This is a genomic window from Gluconobacter oxydans (assembly GCF_006539685.1).
GTDB classification, from domain to species: domain Bacteria; phylum Pseudomonadota; class Alphaproteobacteria; order Acetobacterales; family Acetobacteraceae; genus Gluconobacter; species Gluconobacter oxydans.
This window is the reverse complement of record NZ_BJNM01000019.1, coordinates 18,716-35,957: the sequence shown is the minus strand read 5'-3', so window position 1 is coordinate 35,957 and position 17,242 is coordinate 18,716. Positions and strand designations below refer to the sequence as shown.

Here is a 17,242-nt window from a genome sequence, read left to right as displayed (position 1 = left end):
CAGACCGCCTCCAGAAACACAGATCACACCACGGCAGCCGCATGCAGCCGACCAGATGCTTCCCTTCCTAGAGAACAGTTGATTGAAACTCCGTTAATGCCTCTCAGACTTCTTCAATTGGTTGATGCTGGAATATCGACATCGTGCTGGACGAACATCCGGTGGCCCCAGCGGGGAATCCAGATCCGGTAATGCCGTAGAACATCCGCTCCCAGCAGGGCATCCGTATCGGGAAGATCACCCCCGACCCTCAATACGACATCGCGAAAGACGATATCGCCCATCTGGAGGGTGTCGAAATGATGGCGATAATTCTTCACCGGATCCCGCGTGAGGCCATAACCGGTCGTAACCGGGTCCTTTTCCAGCATGGCCCGCGTCACACCCGCAGCTCTTGCGCCATCCATGCTGATCAGGCTGCTGGCTGCTCCCGTATCAAGAACAGCATCGGTCGCGTGGCCATTCAGGCGGATATCCAGCGTGGTCTTCTGGCCGCCGTTATAGGGATGGCTGATGGGAACCGTATGAATACGCCCCGTCCATCCGGGCGTCGGCGTTTCACAGTCCTCGGTTTCAACCAGGCGTACCCGATGGGATGGCATGTCCACGACCGTATCGTAGCGCCCCAGGAAATCACGCCCAAACAATCCCACGATCGGAAGGCCGGCGATCTTTCCGGTAAATTTCCCGGCTCCGGCCACAGCGATGTTCAGGGCCTTGGAGCTTCCCATGTCCAGCGTGCGGATTGTCATGACACGCGCGTACTCGTCTCCCCCGACGCCACGGACGAACACGGTTCCACCTGTATCGTCCAGACCGAGCGGCTCCACGAAACTCTTCCCGATCGTGGTGGAGAAAGCCCCCGTATCAACAATCAGCGCGACGGGATGCCCATTGATTGCGGCACGAACGATGGGGCTTCCCCAGTCATTCAGAACCGGCATGTCCCCGCTTATGATCAGTTTGCACTGACGCGGACCACTCTCGCACCCGGCAAGAACAGTCCCCATCAGCAGAAGCGCACCCAGTCGGCCCAGCGTCATGACATCCCCGCATCTGTATCGATCCGTTACAAAGGATACGTCCCATCCGGACCGGGCAAGGCAGTTTTTTTGGCCAGGTGAGCTTTTTTTTCAGAAAACCCTATTGCCACCCCCCGGGCAGGCTGATAAATCACCGCCACCGACCGAGAGGAAGCCAAACAGCTTCCCGAACGGAAGGTCCCAAGATGCTGAAAAGCAGCTTTGCGGGTGTAGCTCAGTTGGTTAGAGCGCCGGCCTGTCACGCCGGAGGTCGCGGGTTCGAGCCCCGTCACTCGCGCCACTCCTCTCCTGGAGTTGGCCACATTCCCAGAAAAAACAAATTCCGAAAACGATCGCTTACTCCTAGGTAAGGATATGGTTTTCTTCATTCTGAAATGTCTGATCTCGGGTGTTCTGATCGCTGCAGCCTCAGGCGTCGCGCGACGTTATCCGGGGGCGGGTGCCCTGATTGCATCCCTGCCGCTGGTATCGGTTCTGGGCATGATCTGGCTCTGGATGGAAAAGCCTGACCGTCTCATCATGAGCCGCCATGCGGAAGCGACGTTCTGGTATGTGCTTCCGTCCCTGCCGATGTTTCTGCTCATTCCGCGGCTGCTGAGGGTGGGAGTGCCGTTCTGGGTGGCCCTGATGGCAGGGTGTGCCCTTACGATCATCCTGTATCTCGGGACGACCTGGGCGCTCACCCGGTTTGGTTCAGGGAGTTGAGGACGTCTCAGCCCGTGTGTGCCAGATAGACGTCCAGAACCTCGTCCGGTGAGGCATCCATCCGGACATGTCCATTCTCCAGCCACAGGACACGCGTGCACCACTGACGCATGATTTCGGGCTGATGGGTCGAAAGCACCAAAATCTCCGCCTTCTGGACGAGTTCCTCAAGCCGGGTGCGGGCCTTGTTCATGAAAATGCCGTCGCCCGCCAGAAACCATTCATCCATCAGCAGGATCTCCGGAGCAGACGCCGTCGCCAGACCGAACGCCAGACGGACACTCATGCCCGCACTGTAGGCCTTCACCGGCATGTCCATGTAAGGCCCGAGTTCCGCGAAGTCTTGTACGTCCTGTTCGATCCGGTCGATCTGCTGGCGTGACAGTCCTTCATACCGACCTTTGAGACGGATGTTCTCCCGACCGGTCAGATCGGGATTCATGCCCAGACTGCTATCCAGCAGGGTCCGCATCGTTCCCTCAAGCCGGACCCGCCCGGCGACAGGCTCATAGATGCCCGCAAGGGCCCGCAGGAGCGTGGTCTTGCCAGCGCCGTTACTGCCAATCAGCCCCAGCCGCTCGCCGGAGCGCAGCGTGAAACTGATTTCCCGCAGCACGCTGACAATCGTGCGTTCCCGCTGGTCATGCATCAGATGCGCCGATGGCGATGACGGTGCAAAGCGGGTCAGGGTCTTGCCGACCTGCCGTTTCAGGGAGCGGCTCTGGCCATGATACAGCGGAAAATCGATACAGAGACGGTCAACAACGATACCGGGCATCAGATCAGATCCAGTAGGGAATGCGCGACCGCATCCGGCAGAACAGGATGGCCGCCAGAAGCCACAGAAGCACGCTGTGTCCGAGTGCTGCGCCCCAGACAACCGCATCCACCGTCCGCCCCAGAAGAGGCGCGCGCACGATTTCAAGAAGCGAATAGAACGGATCGAGCAGCAGATACTGACGTCCGGTCGTGATCAGCTCGGGCTTCCAGATGACCGGCGTCACAAAGAAGAAGATCTGCATCAGGGACGCCACGATCGGTGCAATATCGCGAAAACGCGCGCCCAGCATCCCGATCAGCAGGATGACGCAGAAGCTGTCCACGATCCAGACCGGAAGGCTGAACAGCAGGCTCCAGATCTGGTGTGGCCAGATCCGGAAGACCGCGAATACGACAGCGACCACCACTATATTATGAAGCAGGATCAGCAGGTTCCGGACGATCACCTGCATGACGGGCAGGCTGGCCGGAATCCGCATTGAATGGAACAAGGGGGTGTTCTGCGTGAAGACCGTTCCTGCATCATTGACGACCGTGCCGATATATCCCCACAGCACGATCGAGAGCGACAGGAAGGGCAGATAGGTTTTCAGGTCCATGTGGAAGAGGTAGCCGTACACCACACCTGTTGCGCCGATCATCACGGCAGTGGAGAGCGTCAGCCACAGCGGCCCCAGAATGGAGCCGCGATACCGCATCTTGATGTCCAGCCAGCCGAGTGCCGCGGCGAGCGGAAACAGCCGCAGACCTGCCCTCAGATCGGCTGCGGCAGAGCGGACAAGCCCCCATCCACGCTGGGGTTCAAGAACCAGAACAGGAGAACGGGCATTCATGTCTTCCATGCGCTCTCCCTACCATGAAAGCGTGTCCTGCCCATCCCCCCTGAGGGCCGAAACCACCCTCTGCCGCCCTTGCAGCAGGCTGGCATGATGATTTCCCTTGCATCCTGCGCCAACCTCGCCGACATGCTGCGGTCATGTCATATGCTGTGAAGGAAATGTTCGTGACCCTCCAGGGCGAGGGTGCACAGACAGGCCGCGCGTCGGTGTTCTGCCGCTTCGCCGGCTGCAACCTGTGGTCGGGCCGCGAGCAGGATCGCGCCACGGCCGCCTGCTCGTTCTGTGATACCGATTTCATCGGCACGGACGGTGAAGGCGGTGGCCGTTTTGAAACCGCTGATGCTCTGGCCGATACTATTGCAGCCTGCTGGACCAGCACCGCCGATGAAAGCGGCCGGCGCTATGTCGTCTTCACAGGCGGCGAGCCCCTGCTCCAGCTCGATGACGCCCTGATCGCCGCTGTAAAAGCGAGGGGCTTTGAGATCGCCGTGGAAACCAACGGCACCATCGCGGCCCCCGCAGGAATCGACTGGGTCTGCGTCAGTCCCAAACCGGGCGGTGCACTCGTGCAGACTGAAGGTGCAGAACTCAAGCTGGTCTATCCCCAGCCGGAACTCCCGCCCGAGATGTTCGAGAAGCTTTCCTTCCGCCATTTCTGGCTCCAGCCGATGGACGGCCCCGACCGCATCGCCAACACAGAGGCCGCCGTGGCTCACTGCCTGCGCCACCCGCGCTGGCGCCTGTCGCTCCAGACCCACAAGCTGATCGGAATCCCCTGACCATGACCATCAGCAGCAACACTGCTCTTGTCCTGTTCTCCGGCGGTCAGGATTCCGCCACCTGCCTCGCCTGGGCCCTCTCCCGCTTCGATCGTGTCGAAACGGTCGGATACGCTTATGGACAGCGCCACGCCATCGAACTCGAGTGCCGCGAAACCCTGCGCAACGAGATGGCCGCCTTTTCTCCGGATTGGAAAGCACGCCTTGGCGAAGATCACACGATCGATCTCGCCTCCCTCGGCGCCCTGTCCGAAACGGCCCTGACCCGTGAGGCCGAGATTGGACTAAGCGAGAACGGCCTGCCCAACACCTTCGTGCCGGGCCGCAATATCATCTTCCTGACCTTCGCAGCGGCTCTCGCCGCCCGCCGCAACGCGCGGCACATTGTCACGGGCGTCTGCGAAACCGACTATTCCGGCTATCCGGACTGCCGGGACGATACGATCAAGGCCCTTCAGGTCACGCTGAACCTCGGCATGGACCAGCGCTTCGTTCTGCACACGCCCCTGATGTGGATCGACAAGGCCCAGACCTGGGATCTGACCGAAGAACTCGGCGGCCAGAAGCTCGTGAACCTCATCAATCGTGACAGCCATTCGTGCTATATGGGCGATCGGACCCATCAGCATGACTGGGGTTATGGCTGTGGCACCTGCCCGGCCTGTAACCTGCGTGCCGATGGCTGGCGGCGTTACCAGCAAAGCCGTCCTTCTCACGGAGGCGCCGCATGACCGCCGAACTCGTCTTCACCCGGCGTTTCTGCATGGGCCACCGCCTCATTACGGGCGCCAGTGAACGCTGCGCCATCCCGCATGGCCATAACGAATATGTCCGCGTGACGCTGCGTCCGGCGAAGCAGACCCGGCTGGACGGCCACGCGAACATGATCCTGCCCTTCGCCGAGGCCAAGACGCGCTGGCACCATTTCGTGGATAACAGCCTCGATCACGCGCTTCAGCTCTCGGAAACCGATCCGCTGCTTGCATGGTTCCGCACTAACGAGCCCGAACGCGCCCAGCGCATCGTCGTTACCCCCGGCGATCCGACGACCGAGCTTATGGCGGCTCTCATGCTCGCCAAACTGACCGCCATCCTCGCGGATCAGGGCGACATCCTGCGTGTCCATGAGATCGAACTGGAAGAAACGCCCACCAACACTGTCCGTCTTGGCGGCAACCCACAGCATTACCTGCCCACCGTTTCGCGGCCACCGGAACAGTGCTGGTGGAACAGGCCGGACGCCAGCATCGCCTGACATCCGGCCCGGAACCCGGGTCTCAGACCTTGTGGACCGAAGCGTCGTAGATCTCGTCGATCGTCCTGCCCAACGTCGCATCAAACTGCGCATCATCCATCTGACGGCGCAGATCCCCGATCAGGGCCCGGGAGAAACTCGCGATCATCCGATGATTGTGCCGCAGCTTTTCGCAGGCCTGATCCAGCGGATAGCCACCGGACAGCGCAACGACACGCACCATGCGCGGATCCCGCGCGATATCGTCATACAGATCCGGCACTTCCGGGATCGTCACCTTCAGCATGATCCGCGCGTCTTCGGGAAGCTTCTGAAGCTCCTCCAGAACATAGTCGTGCAGAAGCTGCTCGCAGGCCTTCTTGTCCGGGCTCTTGATCAGCACTTCCGGCTCCAGGATGGGGACCAGCCCGTGCCTGCGAACCTGCTCCGCCACCGCGAACTGCTGCTGCACGATAGCGCGAATCCCGCTCTCGGACGGCAGGCGGATCGTGGAGCGCTCCTTCGTGCCGTAAATACCCAGCTTCACTGCCCGCTCCAGCAGGTCATCCAGCCCCGGCATCGGCTTCATGAGCTGGACGCCGTCCGCTTCCGCTTCCAGGCCCTTGTCGATCTTCACGAACGGAACGACCCCCCGCTCGCGCCAGAGATAGGCCGGGACCGGTTCGCCTTTCACGTCTCCATCCATGGTTCGTTCGAACAGGATGGCTCCGATCACCTTGTCCCCTGTGAAAGACGGCGCCGTGATGATCCGCACCCGCATCTCGTGCATGCGCGCAAACATCTCGCTCTCACCCGAGTAATCGCTTTCAGGGATGCCATACTGTTTCAGCGCACCAGGCGTGGATCCGCCGCTCTGATCCAGAGCAGCGATAAACCCGCCTTTTTCCGCCATCTGAGACATCATCGTTTCCGCGGCACTCATCAAGATCCCCTTCGATACAGGGAAAACCGTCACCACTCCCGAAGGACCCCACGGATCACCCCCTGTCGCGGCACGTTTCCCGACACAGCCCAATCGCACGGACACCCGGGGAGTTCCGGCACGACGGTTTCAAGAAACCGTACTGCAAGCCTGCCGTCTCATGAAGGCGTAACGCCACTCACCAAATCAGGATGAACCGTCCCCGGACCCGTACGGAGCATTTTCATAAAGGTCCAGGAACGCTTCGATACCGTCGCTCATCAGACGGCCAGAGCGTTCTTCCACCAGCGTTTCCGGCCACTTCCACCATGCCAGCGCCAGCAGGCGCGCAATGACCGTTTCGGAAAAACGGTAGCGGATCACTTTTGCCGGATTGCCACCGACAATCGCATAAGGGGGCACCGATTTCGTGACGAGAGCCTGTGCGGCAATGACGGCGCCATCCCCGATCGTCACCCCGGACATGATCGTGGCATGCGCCCCGATCCAGACGTCATTGCCAATGATGACGTCTCCTTTTGAGGAGTGATCGTTCTCTCCCTCTGCAGCAGATGGCCAGAAATGCGACAGGGTTCTGAAAGGATAGGTACTGACGAGATCGGCGCGATGATTGCCCAGGATGATCGTGACACCGGGCCCGATCGAGCAGTAATCGCCGATGCTGAGACCTGCTTCCTCCACTTCCAGAACAGTGGGCGCGCCATAAGTATGCGGGCCGATATCCCAGCCCCATTCGTCGATCTGCGCCGCCAGCGCGTAACGCGTGAGGGCCTGAAACACTTTCTTTCCAAATGACACGGGCATCACTCCTTCAGTCTGATGCCGGCCATGCGACTCTTCGTGCCGGGGAGAAAGAAACGGAACAACGGAACTGACCGGCGCGTTGGGATAAGGGTAACCTCCTCAGGCCGGAAAAGAACAGCATGAAAACCATCCTCATCACAGGCGCAGGCACCGGATTCGGGCATGAAGTCGCACTGCGACTGGCGGCGAAGGGATTTGACGTCATCGCAGGCGTGGAAATCGCTGCACAGGTCCATGCCGTCACCGAAGACGCGAAAAAGCGCGGTGTCTCCCTGCGCGTCGAGAAGCTCGACGTCACCTGCGAAGGTGACCGTCAGAAAGCCGCAGACTGGGACGTGGACATCCTGCTCAACAATGCCGGCATTTCCGAAGGCGGCTCCGTCGCCGATATTCCCGCCGAAAACCTCCGCCGTCAGTACGAAGTCAACATCATCGGGCCCGTCATGCTCACGCAGCTCGTACTGCGGAAAATGGTTGCGAAGAAGAAAGGCCGGGTTGTCTTCATGTCTTCCGTCGCCGGTCTGACCACAGACCCGTTCGCCGGAGCCTATTCATCGTCCAAGCACGCTCTGGAAGCCATCGCCTCCGCGCTGAGCCAGGAAGTGAAGGAATTCGGAATCGAGGTCGCCACCGTCAATCCGGGGCCGTTCCTCACCGGCTTCAACGACCGCATGTTCGAAACCTGGAAGAGCTGGCAGGACGATCCCGCCCGGCGCCTGTTCGATTACAGCAAGATCGCCTTCCCGCATGAGCAGTACGATCCGGAACCCGTCTTTGAGACGACAATCGGAGTTCTGACCGGAGCCATCGACACCTACCGGAACGTGGAACCGAAAGAGATCATTTCCCAGCAGCGCGAACAGCTGGACGCCATCTGGAGCCAGAAGGTGACAGACGGCCTCGGCAAGCGCCCCGAACTGGTCCAGAAGGCTTACGACATCAAGCCTGCCACGCCAGTCTGAAGCCGGAAGAGCTGTCTCAGCCCCGCAGAAGCGACATGATTTCCGTTCTGGCTGCGCTATCCCGCAGCCAGGTGCCACGCGCAATGGAGGTCACGGTCGTGGAGCCGGGTGAGCGCACGCCGCGCATGCTCATGCACATGTGCTCGGCTTCGATCACGACCAGTACGGCTTCTGGCGCGAGCACATCTTCCATGCCCTGCGCGATCTGGTCCGTCAGACGCTCCTGAAGCTGCGGACGGCGGGCAAAGCCTTCGACCAGCCGGGCAATCTTGCTCAGCCCCGTCAGACGGCCACCTGCGGGCAAATAGGCGACATGCGCCTTGCCATAAACCGGTAGCAGATGATGCTCGCACATGGAATGAAAGCGGATATCCTTGACGATCACCGCACCATGATGCCGGTCCGCCGAGAACTGCGTCTTCAGATGATCCCGCGGGTCCTGATGCAGACCGCTGAACACTTCGAGATACATTTTCGCCACGCGCTGCGGCGTATCGAGCAGGCCTTCACGCTCCGGATTTTCGCCCAGTGCCTTAAGGATCTCCCGCACCGCACCCGCAATCCGCACTTCCGCATCCGCAGGCAGCGGCAATGCTCCCATGGGGCGCAATTCTTCAGAAGAAAAGCTGTCCTGACTGTCCGACAGACGTGCCGAGGCGGCGGTCATGATCGTGGCGTTCAGGTTGGTCATGCGGGTTCAGGCTCCTTGATGCCCCAACGGCCGGTGCCGTCAGGCGCGCGCCGGGTCACATCCCCCGGGCTCCGCGGCAGGACTGCTAGCGCGTCCCGCACGCGACGTCCACCAATGACGTGATCTGGATCAATTTCTGCAAGGGGCTCGAGCACAAAAGCCCGCTCGAACAGACACGCATGCGGCAGCGTCAGCACCCGGTCCCGGATTTCCCGCTCCCCATAATAAAGAATGTCGATATCAACAGCCCGCGCGCCCCAGCGCACACCCGGCACACGACCCAGATCGGCCTCGATCGCCTTGCAGACCCGCAGAAGCGCGTGAGGCTCCAGCGTTGTCCGGCCGGTAGCGCAGATATTCACAAACGTCGGCTGCTCCACCCCGCCCCAGGGCGCGCTGTCATACAGCGACGAGACTTTCCCAATCTCCAGCCCGTCCACCAGCGACAGCCGATCCACCGCCGCCGCCAGAACAGCCTCACGCTCCCCCAGATTGCTCCCCAGCGAGAACGCAACCTCATGCACCCGCACCTGCTCCACAGACACCGCCGTCCCCGACACCGCATAAGGCACCGGCGCGGAAGGCTTGCGCACCTCGACCCGCACCCATTCCACACGCTCCAGCGTCGCCAGAACCGCCTCGGCAATCCGCCCCGCAACTGTCTCGATCAGCTGCAGAGGCGGCCCCGTCACGATAGCCGAAGCGATATCGCACAGCGTCCCGTAGCAGACAGCCTGCTCATAATCATCGCCCGCAATCGCGCCTGACAAATCGGCCCGGATCTCGATATCGACCACAAAGCGCTGCCCGATCCGCGTCTCCTCCGGCAGCACGCCGTGATAGCCAAACAGGCACAGATCCCGCACGAAAACGGAGGTCAGGGCAGGAGTGATCATCGGATATCCTTCAGAATCTGGCGTATTTTCAGTGCATCCACATGCTCGCGCACGTCGTGCACCCGCAGGATCGCGGCCCCCTGCTCCACTCCATACAGATTGGTCGCCAGCGTCCCCGCCAGCCGTTCAGATGCCGCGCGCCCGAGAAAATGCCCGAACATCGACTTACGCGACACCCCCAGCAGAACCGGCAGCTCATATTCGGACCGCAACTCCCCAAGCCGTGCCACGGCTTCGACATTCTGTGCCTGCGTCTTGCCAAACCCGACACCGGGATCGAGCACGATCCGTTCCCGCACCAGCCCGGCCCGCTCCGCCAGCTCCAGCGAGCGGTCAAAAAATCGCCGCCAGTCCGCGCGCAAATCGAGTGCCGCATCCACCTCATGCCGGTTATGCATCAGCACGGCCACGGCATCCGAATCCGCCACCACGAATGCCATTTCCGGATCGGCCTGCAGTCCCCAGACATCATTGATAAGGCCAGCCCCGACCTCAAGCGCCCGTCGGGCCACGAACGCCTTGGTGGTATCGACCGAAACAACCGCACCTTCTGCCACCAGCGTTCCCACAACAGGCGAAAGCCGCGCCCATTCCTCTTCCGCCGGGACAGGCTCAAATCCCGGTCGCGTGGATTCAGCTCCGACGTCCAGCAGGTCGGCCCCATCTGCCAGCAACGCGCGTCCATGGGCCACAGCCGCTTCAGGGCGCAGAAAACGGCCACCATCGGAAAAGGAATCCGGCGTGACGTTCACGATCCCCATCACTGCCACCAGCCCGTTTCCAGCCAGCTTCATCCGATTTTCCTTCATCCGCGCCGTTATCATACGGAGATCCTCAACATGCCTTTCGGGAACTGCGGCAGCATGATCGTGTTTTCAGTTCTACCCCAACTCAATCGCGCCCCCAGAAAGAAGGTACGCTTCATGTCCATCATCGATGACACTCCCTTCGAAGGCGAAGACCGCAAATACCAGGTCGCGACCGAACAGGCCGAGGCTGCTCTCCGCGCCCGGCAGATCGGGGACGACGTCCTGGCCGAACGCCTTCTGGACGCTGCCGAACGCACGGATCCCGAAGCGCTGGCCAATGTGCTGCAGCGCGACATTGACAGTCCTGACAGCCGGTCCCCGAACCACAGAACGCCTCCTCCCGCATCCGATGACGAGGTCGCCGCGATCACCCGCACGGTTCAGCCGGGTTCGGATGCTCCGTCCCGCGCCGGTGTCCTTGACGGCAACGGGGACGCGGATGGTTCAGGCGCAGACAGCGAGAAACGCTGACACCTTAAAGTGCTCTGATGAAAGTGTCCGGAGGCTCACGCCTTGCGGGCACGCTCCAGAAACGCATCCATCTGGTCCGCTTCAAGCGCACCCGGAGCCACGGCCGCCGTACCGAAAATGAACGTCGGCGTTCCGTCCAGACCAACGGCGCGCCCCTGATCCAGATTGGTGTTGATCAGCGCCACGGTCTGGGGAGAACTCATGTCGGCCGTCAGCTTCTTCGTGTCGATGCCATTGGCCTGAGCCAGTTCGACAATCCGCTCCATGCTCGGCTTGGTGGTATCTGCCATCAGCGCCCGACGCATGGCCTCATACTTGCCCTGCGCGCTGGCAGCAAAAATCGCCCGCGTGTCGAGAACGCTGTTGGTGCCCAGAACCGGCACGACCTTCTCGACCAGCCGGACATCCGGATGGCGGCTGAGGAAACTGTCCACCTCGCCCATCATGGACCGGCAGTACGAACAGCGCGGATCGTAGAATTCCACCACCGTGATCCTGCCATGCGGGTTGCCCCGGATGGCGAAATCAGGCGCAGTCTGAAGCTCGGACTGATGCGCCTTCACGGCAGCAAGCGTCGAATCCTGCTTCTGCTCCTCGGCCTTTTCACGGATCGCACGGATGGCGTCCGTCAGGATGCTCGGATCGTTCTGCAGCGCATCACGCATGATGCCGACGATTTCGGCCCGCTGGGCAGGTGTGAAGGATGTCGCCGGAGCTGCCAGAGCCTGACCGCCCACAAAAAAGGCCATTCCGGCAACAACGGCAGACGCGGTGGCAAGCAGAGGGTGTCTCAACGGAAAGCTCCGGATCAGCTGAAGGAAACACAGGACATCAGGTCCATACGGCATAAAGAAGGTCTGTGGCAAAGAGAAGACACCAACTCGCCTCTCCCACAAACAACAGATTCCCGTTATGAGGGAACAACAACCGGACCAGGACCCACGGCGCAGACCCGTCTGCCCGCGCCCGCCATCCGCGAAGGCCACGAGGCCGGACAGTCGTGACCAGACATTGGAGAAACGCCAGGTGGCGCATCGACAGCACCAGATTTCCACCCCGGACGCCACACAGGCCCGTCGCGTCTCTTCCCGCCTGCCCGCCTCACTGATGGCGTCGGTCGCCTCGGGCCTTCTGCTGGGCGCCTGCTCGTGGATCCCGGGCTCCCATCTCGTCGGCATCAGCGAAACATCCGCTCCCGCAGGCGGCAGCATCGGCACGGTCGTCGCTGACGAACCGCAGGCTGCCCTGGTCGGCCATGACGTGCTGGCCCGTGGCGGCAACGCAGCCGATGCCGCCACCGCGACGGCCCTGGCGCTCGGCGTCACCCTGCCGTCCCGTGCGTCTTTCGGCGGCGGTGGTGCCTGCCTCGTCAGCCGGCCGGGCGAAGTGGCACAGTCCATCACGTTCCAGACCCGCGCCGGCACCAGCAAGGGCGCCGATCGTCCGGCAGCCACACCGGCCGACTTCCGTGGCCTGTATCTGATGCAGCTCCATTACGGCACGGTCGATTTCAATGATCTGATCGCCCCGGCCCTCAATCTCGCCAGCACGGGCATCACTGTCAGCCGCACGCTGGCAGCCGATCTGGCCGCCGTGCGTCCGGCCCTTCTGGCCGATGACGGTGCCCGCGCCATCTTCGGCCGCGGCGACGCCTCCACTCTCGTGGCCGGTGACAGCCTGGCCCAGCCGCGCCTCGCAGGCTTCCTGGAGCGCATCCGGGTTGCCGGCGTCGGCGACCTCTATAACGGGGCTCTGGCTGACGTCTACGTGACCGCAGCCCAGAAAGCCGGGGGTGGCCTGAATGATGACGACATGCGCCAGACCCTTCCCCTCCAGACAGAAGCCCTGACGACGCGACAGGGCGGTGTGGATGCCTCCTTCCTGGCCCCGCCAGCCGATGGTGGCCTTGGAGCTGCCGTCCGCTACACGACGGGCGTCTCCGCTCAGGGCACTGTCGCTGCATGGCGCGCCTCCGGAAACACATCGCTCGCCGCCGCTCAGGCAGCCCTCAACAGCGGCCGTTCCGGTGGCGGCTCCCTTCCGGCCCTTCCGGCTTCGACGTCCTTTGTCGTGACCGACCATTCCGGCATGGCCGTGGCCTGCGTCCTGAGTGACAACAACCTGTTCGGAACCGGCCGTATCGCGGGCAGCACCGGCGTCGTGCTCGGCGCATCTCCCGCCCGTACACCCCAGCCGCTGCTCTCCGCCGCTGTCCTGCGTGACCAGCGCAACCTGCGCGCCGTCATTGCGGCCTCCGGCCAGAACGAAGCCGCCGATGCCGTTGGAGACGCTGCCCGCGCTGCCACACATGAAACCCCGATCCCGCATGAAGGGGCTGGTCGCATCAACGCCATCCTCTGCCACGGCAACGATTCGTGCCGCGGCTCCACAGACCCCCGCGCCGCTGGCCTCGCCGCCGGTACGACGAACGACAGCAGGAATTGACGAAAAAAACCCCGCCGATCTCCTGACCGGCGGGGCTTTTTCCTGACCCCGGCCCCTACCCGGTGAAACTTCGCACCAGACTTCCCGCCACCAATGACCAGCCGTCCACCACAACGAAAAAGATCAGCTTGAACGGCAGGGACACGGTACTGGGTGGCAGCATCATCATGCCAAGGCTCATCAACACGCTGGACACCACCAGATCGATGACCAGAAACGGCAGATAGAGCAGAAATCCCATCTCAAAACCGCGACGCAGTTCTCCGATCATGAAGGCCGGAACCAACACGCGCCACGGCGTATCCCCGATCTTCGCGGGCGGCTTCTCATGCGCGATGTTCAGGAACGTCGCCACATCCGCAGGACGTGCCGTCACCGCCATGAAATCATGGAACGGCTGGGCCGCGGCCGTCAGACCTTCCATTTCCCCGACACGCCCGGCCATCAGCGGTTCGATCCCCGCATCCCAGGATTTCTGAAGCGTCGGCTGCATCACAAACAGCGTCAGAAAGAGCGCCAGCCCGATCAGAACCGTATTGGGGGGCATCCCCTGCGCCCCCAGCGCACTTCGGAGCAGGGACAGGACGATCACGATCCGCGTAAACGCCGTGATCATCACCAGCAGGCTCGGCGCCAGCGACAGAACAGTGATCAGTGCCGTCAGCTGCACCAGCCGACTGGTCGTGCCTGCACCACCAGAAGCGCCATTCTGCCCCAGATCGATACTCACAGCCTGGGCATGCGCCAGATGCGGGAAAGCCAGACAGGCCAGCAATACGAAAACCGGGACCAGCCCCCGAAGTACGGACAGACCCTTCTTCATGCCACGTCCTCCGCGCCAGAAGCATCGAGCGCCGAAGCAAACGTGTCTCGCTCTGTCCAGTCCATCAGGATGTCCTGACTGCCGCCCGTCAGAACCAGCACTTCCCGTGCGCCATACCGAACGACCGAAAGACGCCGTGTCCGGTCCAAAGCCATCTGCCCCACAAGCGACAGCCCCGCCTGCCCGTCCCGCGCCCCGCTCTTTTTCTGCTCCAGCAAACGGAGAAGTGGCCGCGCACAGAAAATCAGCACAATAATGAAAATCAGAGCGGCAATCGCGTTCACGCACTCATGCAGGGTCATAGGTCAGTCATCCTCATTCCCTGACATGATGCCCACGACCGGTTAACGACCGCTTAATTGCCCGTCAGTTTTACTGAAAATGCCGCTCAAAAAGCAGAAACCCCCTGTCCTGAGCGCCCTGTCCCTGTCACAGATATTTTTCTGAATGTTTCTGCGCAGGACCAGACGTCGTGAACGCCCACCCCCAGACTATCCAGATTTTTCTTCCCTCCGGCGATCCACAAGGAATCCGGATCGCCTCCATCACCACCCGGATCGTGCAGGTTGTCGAAATCCCCCGCCTGCGACTGGAGGAATTTCTGGAGCGGCCTGAAGCCAACTCGGTCGGCATCTACATCCTGTTCGGTGAAAACGACGAAACGGAACGGCCGAAAGCCTATATCGGACAGACCGGAAATTTCGGAAACCGCCTGAAACAGCATAACGAGAAGAAGGGTCTCTGGTGGAACCGGGCCGTCGTCGCCTTCTCGCTCACCCAAAGCCTGACCGTCACACACGCGCACTATCTGGAATGGCTGGCCCACAGCCATGCCACACAGGCCCAGCGCTTTGAAATGGACAATGGCACAGGCGGTACAAGACCCCACACCTTGCCCGCGCTGGAAGCAGAATGTCGTGAAATTTTCGAAACAATCGATATCCTGCTGACAACTCTGGGGTACCCGATTTTCGAACCCCTCATCCGCAACCGTAATCCTGTCGCTGTCACTCAGACGACTGAACCTGTTCTGGATTCACAGAAACAGTCCATCCCAACCGAATTTTATTGTCACGCATCCGGCGTGGACGGACGCGCCCAATATACGCAAGAAGGCTTGGTGGTACTGGCAGGCTCTTATGGCCGCACTGAAGTTTCTGGCAGTTTTAATTATGCTCAGAAGCGACAGGTCATGCTGGAGCAAGGTCTTCTCCGCATTGAAGGCGACCGCATTTATTTCACCCGCGACGTACTGTTCAAAGCCCCAAGCCCTGCGGCCACCGTCCTGCTGGGACATTCAGTCAACGGCTGGACGAAGTGGAAAGACAGCATCGGAAGGACCTTAGAACAGGCTATGGATCGCTCTACGCCCGGTAACGACTGCGAAACCTGACGAAGCCCCCTCACACTCTTCTCCTGCAGCAGAATCGACGGCTCAGGCAACCATTTATTAAAGATTTCACGCCATCATGCGCTTCGCCGGGATTTTTCCGGCACCTGCATGATGGAGACTGTCTCGATGCGTAACATCGACCCAACCAGCGCAGGCGGCACCGACCTTTTCTCTTTGGGCCGTGACCGCATGAACTGGCTTCAGGCGCGCCAGCAGGTGCTGGCTGGCAACATCGCCAATTCCGACACACCAGACTACCAGGCCAAGGACGTCTCCCCGTTCGAGGCTGCAATGAGCGAATTCGACATCACGCCCACCGTCACCCAGCCCGGTCATATCGGTTACAACGCCTCAGGCACCCATACCATCGAGACCACATCCGAACAGTCCCTGGACGGTAACCAGGTTTCCCTGGACCAGCAGATGGAACAGGTCGCGGACGTGAACGACCAGCAGCATCTCGCCGTAAACGTCTATTCGAAATACCTGAGCATGTTCCAGACGGCGCTCGGCAAGTAAGGAGCCTGACGGATGAACCTGTCCACCACCATCGGCATTTCCGCAAGCGGCATGGACGCACAGGCCCAGCGCCTGCGCATCGTCGCGGAAAACCTCGCCAATCAGGATACGACCGGCTCCCAGCCCGGCGCGGATCCCTATCGTCGCAAGACCATTACCTTCGCCGAACATGTAGACGACGAAACGGGCGCCTCGACCGTGGATGTCCAGAATGTCGGACAGGACATGTCGGACTTCGACACCCGCTACGACCCATCCCATCCCGCCGCTGATGAGCGCGGCTACGTCAAGGTTTCCAACGTGGATTCCATGACCGAGATGATGGACATGCGTGAAGCCGAACGTTCCTACGAAGCCAACCTCAACGCTCTATCGAGCACCCGGACCATGCTGTCCCGTACACTCGATCTACTGAAGTAATCCAGATGCTCACATCCCTCACCCAGGCCCATAATGCCTACGCCGTTCAAAGTCTCCAGAGCCGTCTGCAGGGGGTTACGGACAATGTTGATGACGGCATCCAGTCATCCGCAACGACCGCCAGCAGCAGTTCCGGTACAGATTTCGGATCCATCCTGTCCCAGTCCGTCAGCAGTGTCATCGACGGTGGCCATGATGCCGAAACCAAGGCCGCACAGGGCCTGACAGGCGGCGGTGATATGACGCAGATCGTCACTGCGGTCTCCAATGCCCAGCTTGCCCTCCAGACCACGACCGTGATCCGCGACCGCATGGTTCAGGCGTATCAGGACGTGATGAAAATGACGATCTGACCATGCAGGCCATCGATCTCGGCGCCATTCTGGAGCAGACCTTCCTCGTCGCTCTCAAGCTGAGTGCTCCTGCTCTTCTGACCGCGCTCGGGGTCGGTCTTCTGGTTTCGCTCGTACAGGCTGTCACCCAGCTCAATGAAGCCACGCTGTCCTTCGTACCGAAAGTTCTGGCCATCGGTGCCGTCATGGTCATGGCTGGCTCCTTCATGACCGCGACACTGATCAGCTTTACCCGACATCTCTTCGACCAGCTCATCCTCGTCGGTACCACCTGAGCCCCCGCCTTCCGGATCCGGAGTTGACTGACATGCCTGTGTCCGGATTTTCCGGTCT

General features: G+C 61.2%; 23 protein-coding genes and 1 tRNA gene. 13 read left to right on the top strand and 11 right to left on the bottom strand.

What is annotated here, in order from left to right:
- Positions 1–113 precede the first annotated feature (113 nt).
- Positions 114–1,043, bottom strand: a complete 930-nt coding sequence (locus GOX01_RS09065) for a retroviral-like aspartic protease family protein (RefSeq protein ID WP_011253074.1) — start codon at positions 1,041–1,043, stop codon at positions 114–116.
- A gap of 203 nt (positions 1,044–1,246) precedes the next feature.
- On the opposite strand from GOX01_RS09065, the gene GOX01_RS09060 reads away from it, so the two are divergent.
- Positions 1,247–1,323, top strand: a tRNA-Asp gene (locus tag GOX01_RS09060).
- Positions 1,324–1,397: 74 nt separating this feature from the next.
- Complete coding sequence (locus tag GOX01_RS09055; protein ID WP_024716928.1) at positions 1,398–1,748, top strand: DUF3147 family protein; 351 nt, start codon at positions 1,398–1,400, stop codon at positions 1,746–1,748.
- Between the two features lie 7 nt (positions 1,749–1,755).
- On the opposite strand, the gene GOX01_RS09050 is transcribed toward GOX01_RS09055, so the two are convergent.
- Entirely contained in the window at positions 1,756–2,526 is a 771-nt protein-coding gene (locus GOX01_RS09050) for an ABC transporter ATP-binding protein (protein WP_024716927.1), read from the bottom strand.
- Between the two features lie 4 nt (positions 2,527–2,530).
- On the bottom strand, positions 2,531–3,370 hold the full coding sequence (locus GOX01_RS09045; RefSeq protein WP_011253071.1) for an ABC transporter permease: 840 nt from the start codon (positions 3,368–3,370) through the stop codon (positions 2,531–2,533).
- A gap of 134 nt (positions 3,371–3,504) precedes the next feature.
- Here GOX01_RS09045 and queE point away from each other — a divergent pair, with 134 nt between their 5' ends.
- The 3 genes from queE to GOX01_RS09030 are packed head-to-tail and all read left to right on the top strand — an operon-like array spanning position 3,505 to position 5,401.
- Positions 3,505–4,146, top strand: a complete 642-nt coding sequence (gene queE, locus GOX01_RS09040; protein WP_011253070.1) for a 7-carboxy-7-deazaguanine synthase — start codon at positions 3,505–3,507, stop codon at positions 4,144–4,146.
- Between the two features lie 2 nt (positions 4,147–4,148).
- On the top strand, positions 4,149–4,877 hold the full coding sequence (gene queC, locus GOX01_RS09035; protein ID WP_011253069.1) for a 7-cyano-7-deazaguanine synthase QueC: 729 nt from the start codon (positions 4,149–4,151) through the stop codon (positions 4,875–4,877).
- Positions 4,874–5,401 carry a 6-carboxytetrahydropterin synthase gene (locus GOX01_RS09030; protein ID WP_011253068.1) on the top strand — a complete coding sequence of 176 codons (528 nt, stop codon included), beginning with the start codon at positions 4,874–4,876 and terminating at the stop codon, positions 5,399–5,401. Before queC ends, GOX01_RS09030 begins: the two co-directional genes overlap by 4 nt.
- 22 nt (positions 5,402–5,423) lie before the next feature.
- Here the strand turns inward: GOX01_RS09030 and GOX01_RS09025 are convergent, their stop codons facing one another.
- Entirely contained in the window at positions 5,424–6,323 is a 900-nt protein-coding gene (locus GOX01_RS09025; RefSeq protein WP_062269402.1) for a fructose bisphosphate aldolase, read from the bottom strand.
- Positions 6,324–6,509: 186 nt separating this feature from the next.
- Entirely contained in the window at positions 6,510–7,121 is a 612-nt protein-coding gene (locus tag GOX01_RS09020; protein ID WP_011253066.1) for a CatB-related O-acetyltransferase, read from the bottom strand.
- 125 nt (positions 7,122–7,246) lie between these two features.
- Here GOX01_RS09020 and GOX01_RS09015 point away from each other — a divergent pair, with 125 nt between their 5' ends.
- Positions 7,247–8,089 carry an SDR family oxidoreductase gene (locus GOX01_RS09015; protein WP_011253065.1) on the top strand — a complete coding sequence of 281 codons (843 nt, stop codon included), beginning with the start codon at positions 7,247–7,249 and terminating at the stop codon, positions 8,087–8,089.
- A 16-nt stretch (positions 8,090–8,105) separates the two neighbouring features.
- Here GOX01_RS09015 and folE read toward each other — a convergent pair whose 3' ends face one another.
- From folE to folP, 3 genes are read right to left on the bottom strand one after another with little or no spacing between them, the layout of a single operon-like run.
- On the bottom strand, positions 8,106–8,780 hold the full coding sequence (gene folE / locus GOX01_RS09010) for a GTP cyclohydrolase I FolE (RefSeq protein ID WP_011253064.1): 675 nt from the start codon (positions 8,778–8,780) through the stop codon (positions 8,106–8,108).
- Complete coding sequence (folK, locus tag GOX01_RS09005) at positions 8,777–9,676, bottom strand: 2-amino-4-hydroxy-6-hydroxymethyldihydropteridine diphosphokinase (RefSeq protein ID WP_062269400.1); 900 nt, start codon at positions 9,674–9,676, stop codon at positions 8,777–8,779. Before folK ends, folE begins: the two co-directional genes overlap by 4 nt.
- Positions 9,673–10,470, bottom strand: coding sequence for a dihydropteroate synthase (gene folP, locus GOX01_RS09000; protein ID WP_034954017.1), 798 nt, complete (start codon positions 10,468–10,470; stop codon positions 9,673–9,675). Before folP ends, folK begins: the two co-directional genes overlap by 4 nt.
- A gap of 129 nt (positions 10,471–10,599) precedes the next feature.
- On the opposite strand from folP, the gene GOX01_RS08995 reads away from it, so the two are divergent.
- Complete coding sequence (locus GOX01_RS08995; RefSeq protein ID WP_024716926.1) at positions 10,600–10,956, top strand: hypothetical protein; 357 nt, start codon at positions 10,600–10,602, stop codon at positions 10,954–10,956.
- Between the two features lie 35 nt (positions 10,957–10,991).
- Here the strand turns inward: GOX01_RS08995 and GOX01_RS08990 are convergent, their stop codons facing one another.
- On the bottom strand, positions 10,992–11,750 hold the full coding sequence (locus GOX01_RS08990) for a DsbA family protein (RefSeq protein ID WP_011253060.1): 759 nt from the start codon (positions 11,748–11,750) through the stop codon (positions 10,992–10,994).
- A gap of 232 nt (positions 11,751–11,982) precedes the next feature.
- Here GOX01_RS08990 and GOX01_RS08985 point away from each other — a divergent pair, with 232 nt between their 5' ends.
- The gene (locus GOX01_RS08985) at positions 11,983–13,401 is read left to right on the top strand and encodes a gamma-glutamyltransferase (RefSeq protein ID WP_011253059.1); all 1,419 of its coding nucleotides are present in this window, start codon (positions 11,983–11,985) and stop codon (positions 13,399–13,401) included.
- A 55-nt stretch (positions 13,402–13,456) separates the two neighbouring features.
- Here the strand turns inward: GOX01_RS08985 and fliP are convergent, their stop codons facing one another.
- Together fliP and GOX01_RS08975 are read right to left on the bottom strand one after the other, a co-directional pair.
- Entirely contained in the window at positions 13,457–14,224 is a 768-nt protein-coding gene (gene fliP / locus GOX01_RS08980; protein ID WP_011253058.1) for a flagellar type III secretion system pore protein FliP, read from the bottom strand.
- Positions 14,221–14,526, bottom strand: coding sequence for a flagellar biosynthetic protein FliO (locus GOX01_RS08975; RefSeq protein ID WP_011253057.1), 306 nt, complete (start codon positions 14,524–14,526; stop codon positions 14,221–14,223). The genes fliP and GOX01_RS08975 overlap by 4 nt, the downstream gene beginning before the upstream one ends.
- A 170-nt stretch (positions 14,527–14,696) precedes the next feature.
- On the opposite strand from GOX01_RS08975, the gene GOX01_RS08970 reads away from it, so the two are divergent.
- The 5 genes from GOX01_RS08970 (at position 14,697) to GOX01_RS08950 (ending at position 17,184) form a co-directional block, all read left to right on the top strand.
- Positions 14,697–15,617 carry a GIY-YIG nuclease family protein gene (locus GOX01_RS08970; RefSeq protein ID WP_011253056.1) on the top strand — a complete coding sequence of 307 codons (921 nt, stop codon included), beginning with the start codon at positions 14,697–14,699 and terminating at the stop codon, positions 15,615–15,617.
- A 126-nt stretch (positions 15,618–15,743) separates the two neighbouring features.
- Positions 15,744–16,136, top strand: a complete 393-nt coding sequence (locus GOX01_RS08965; protein WP_011253055.1) for a flagellar basal body rod protein FlgB — start codon at positions 15,744–15,746, stop codon at positions 16,134–16,136.
- Positions 16,137–16,148: 12 nt separating this feature from the next.
- Positions 16,149–16,556, top strand: a complete 408-nt coding sequence (gene flgC / locus GOX01_RS08960; protein ID WP_011253054.1) for a flagellar basal body rod protein FlgC — start codon at positions 16,149–16,151, stop codon at positions 16,554–16,556.
- Between the two features lie 5 nt (positions 16,557–16,561).
- Complete coding sequence (gene fliE, locus GOX01_RS08955; RefSeq protein ID WP_011253053.1) at positions 16,562–16,909, top strand: flagellar hook-basal body complex protein FliE; 348 nt, start codon at positions 16,562–16,564, stop codon at positions 16,907–16,909.
- Between the two features lie 2 nt (positions 16,910–16,911).
- Positions 16,912–17,184, top strand: coding sequence for a flagellar biosynthetic protein FliQ (locus GOX01_RS08950; protein WP_011253052.1), 273 nt, complete (start codon positions 16,912–16,914; stop codon positions 17,182–17,184).
- Positions 17,185–17,242 lie beyond the last annotated feature (58 nt).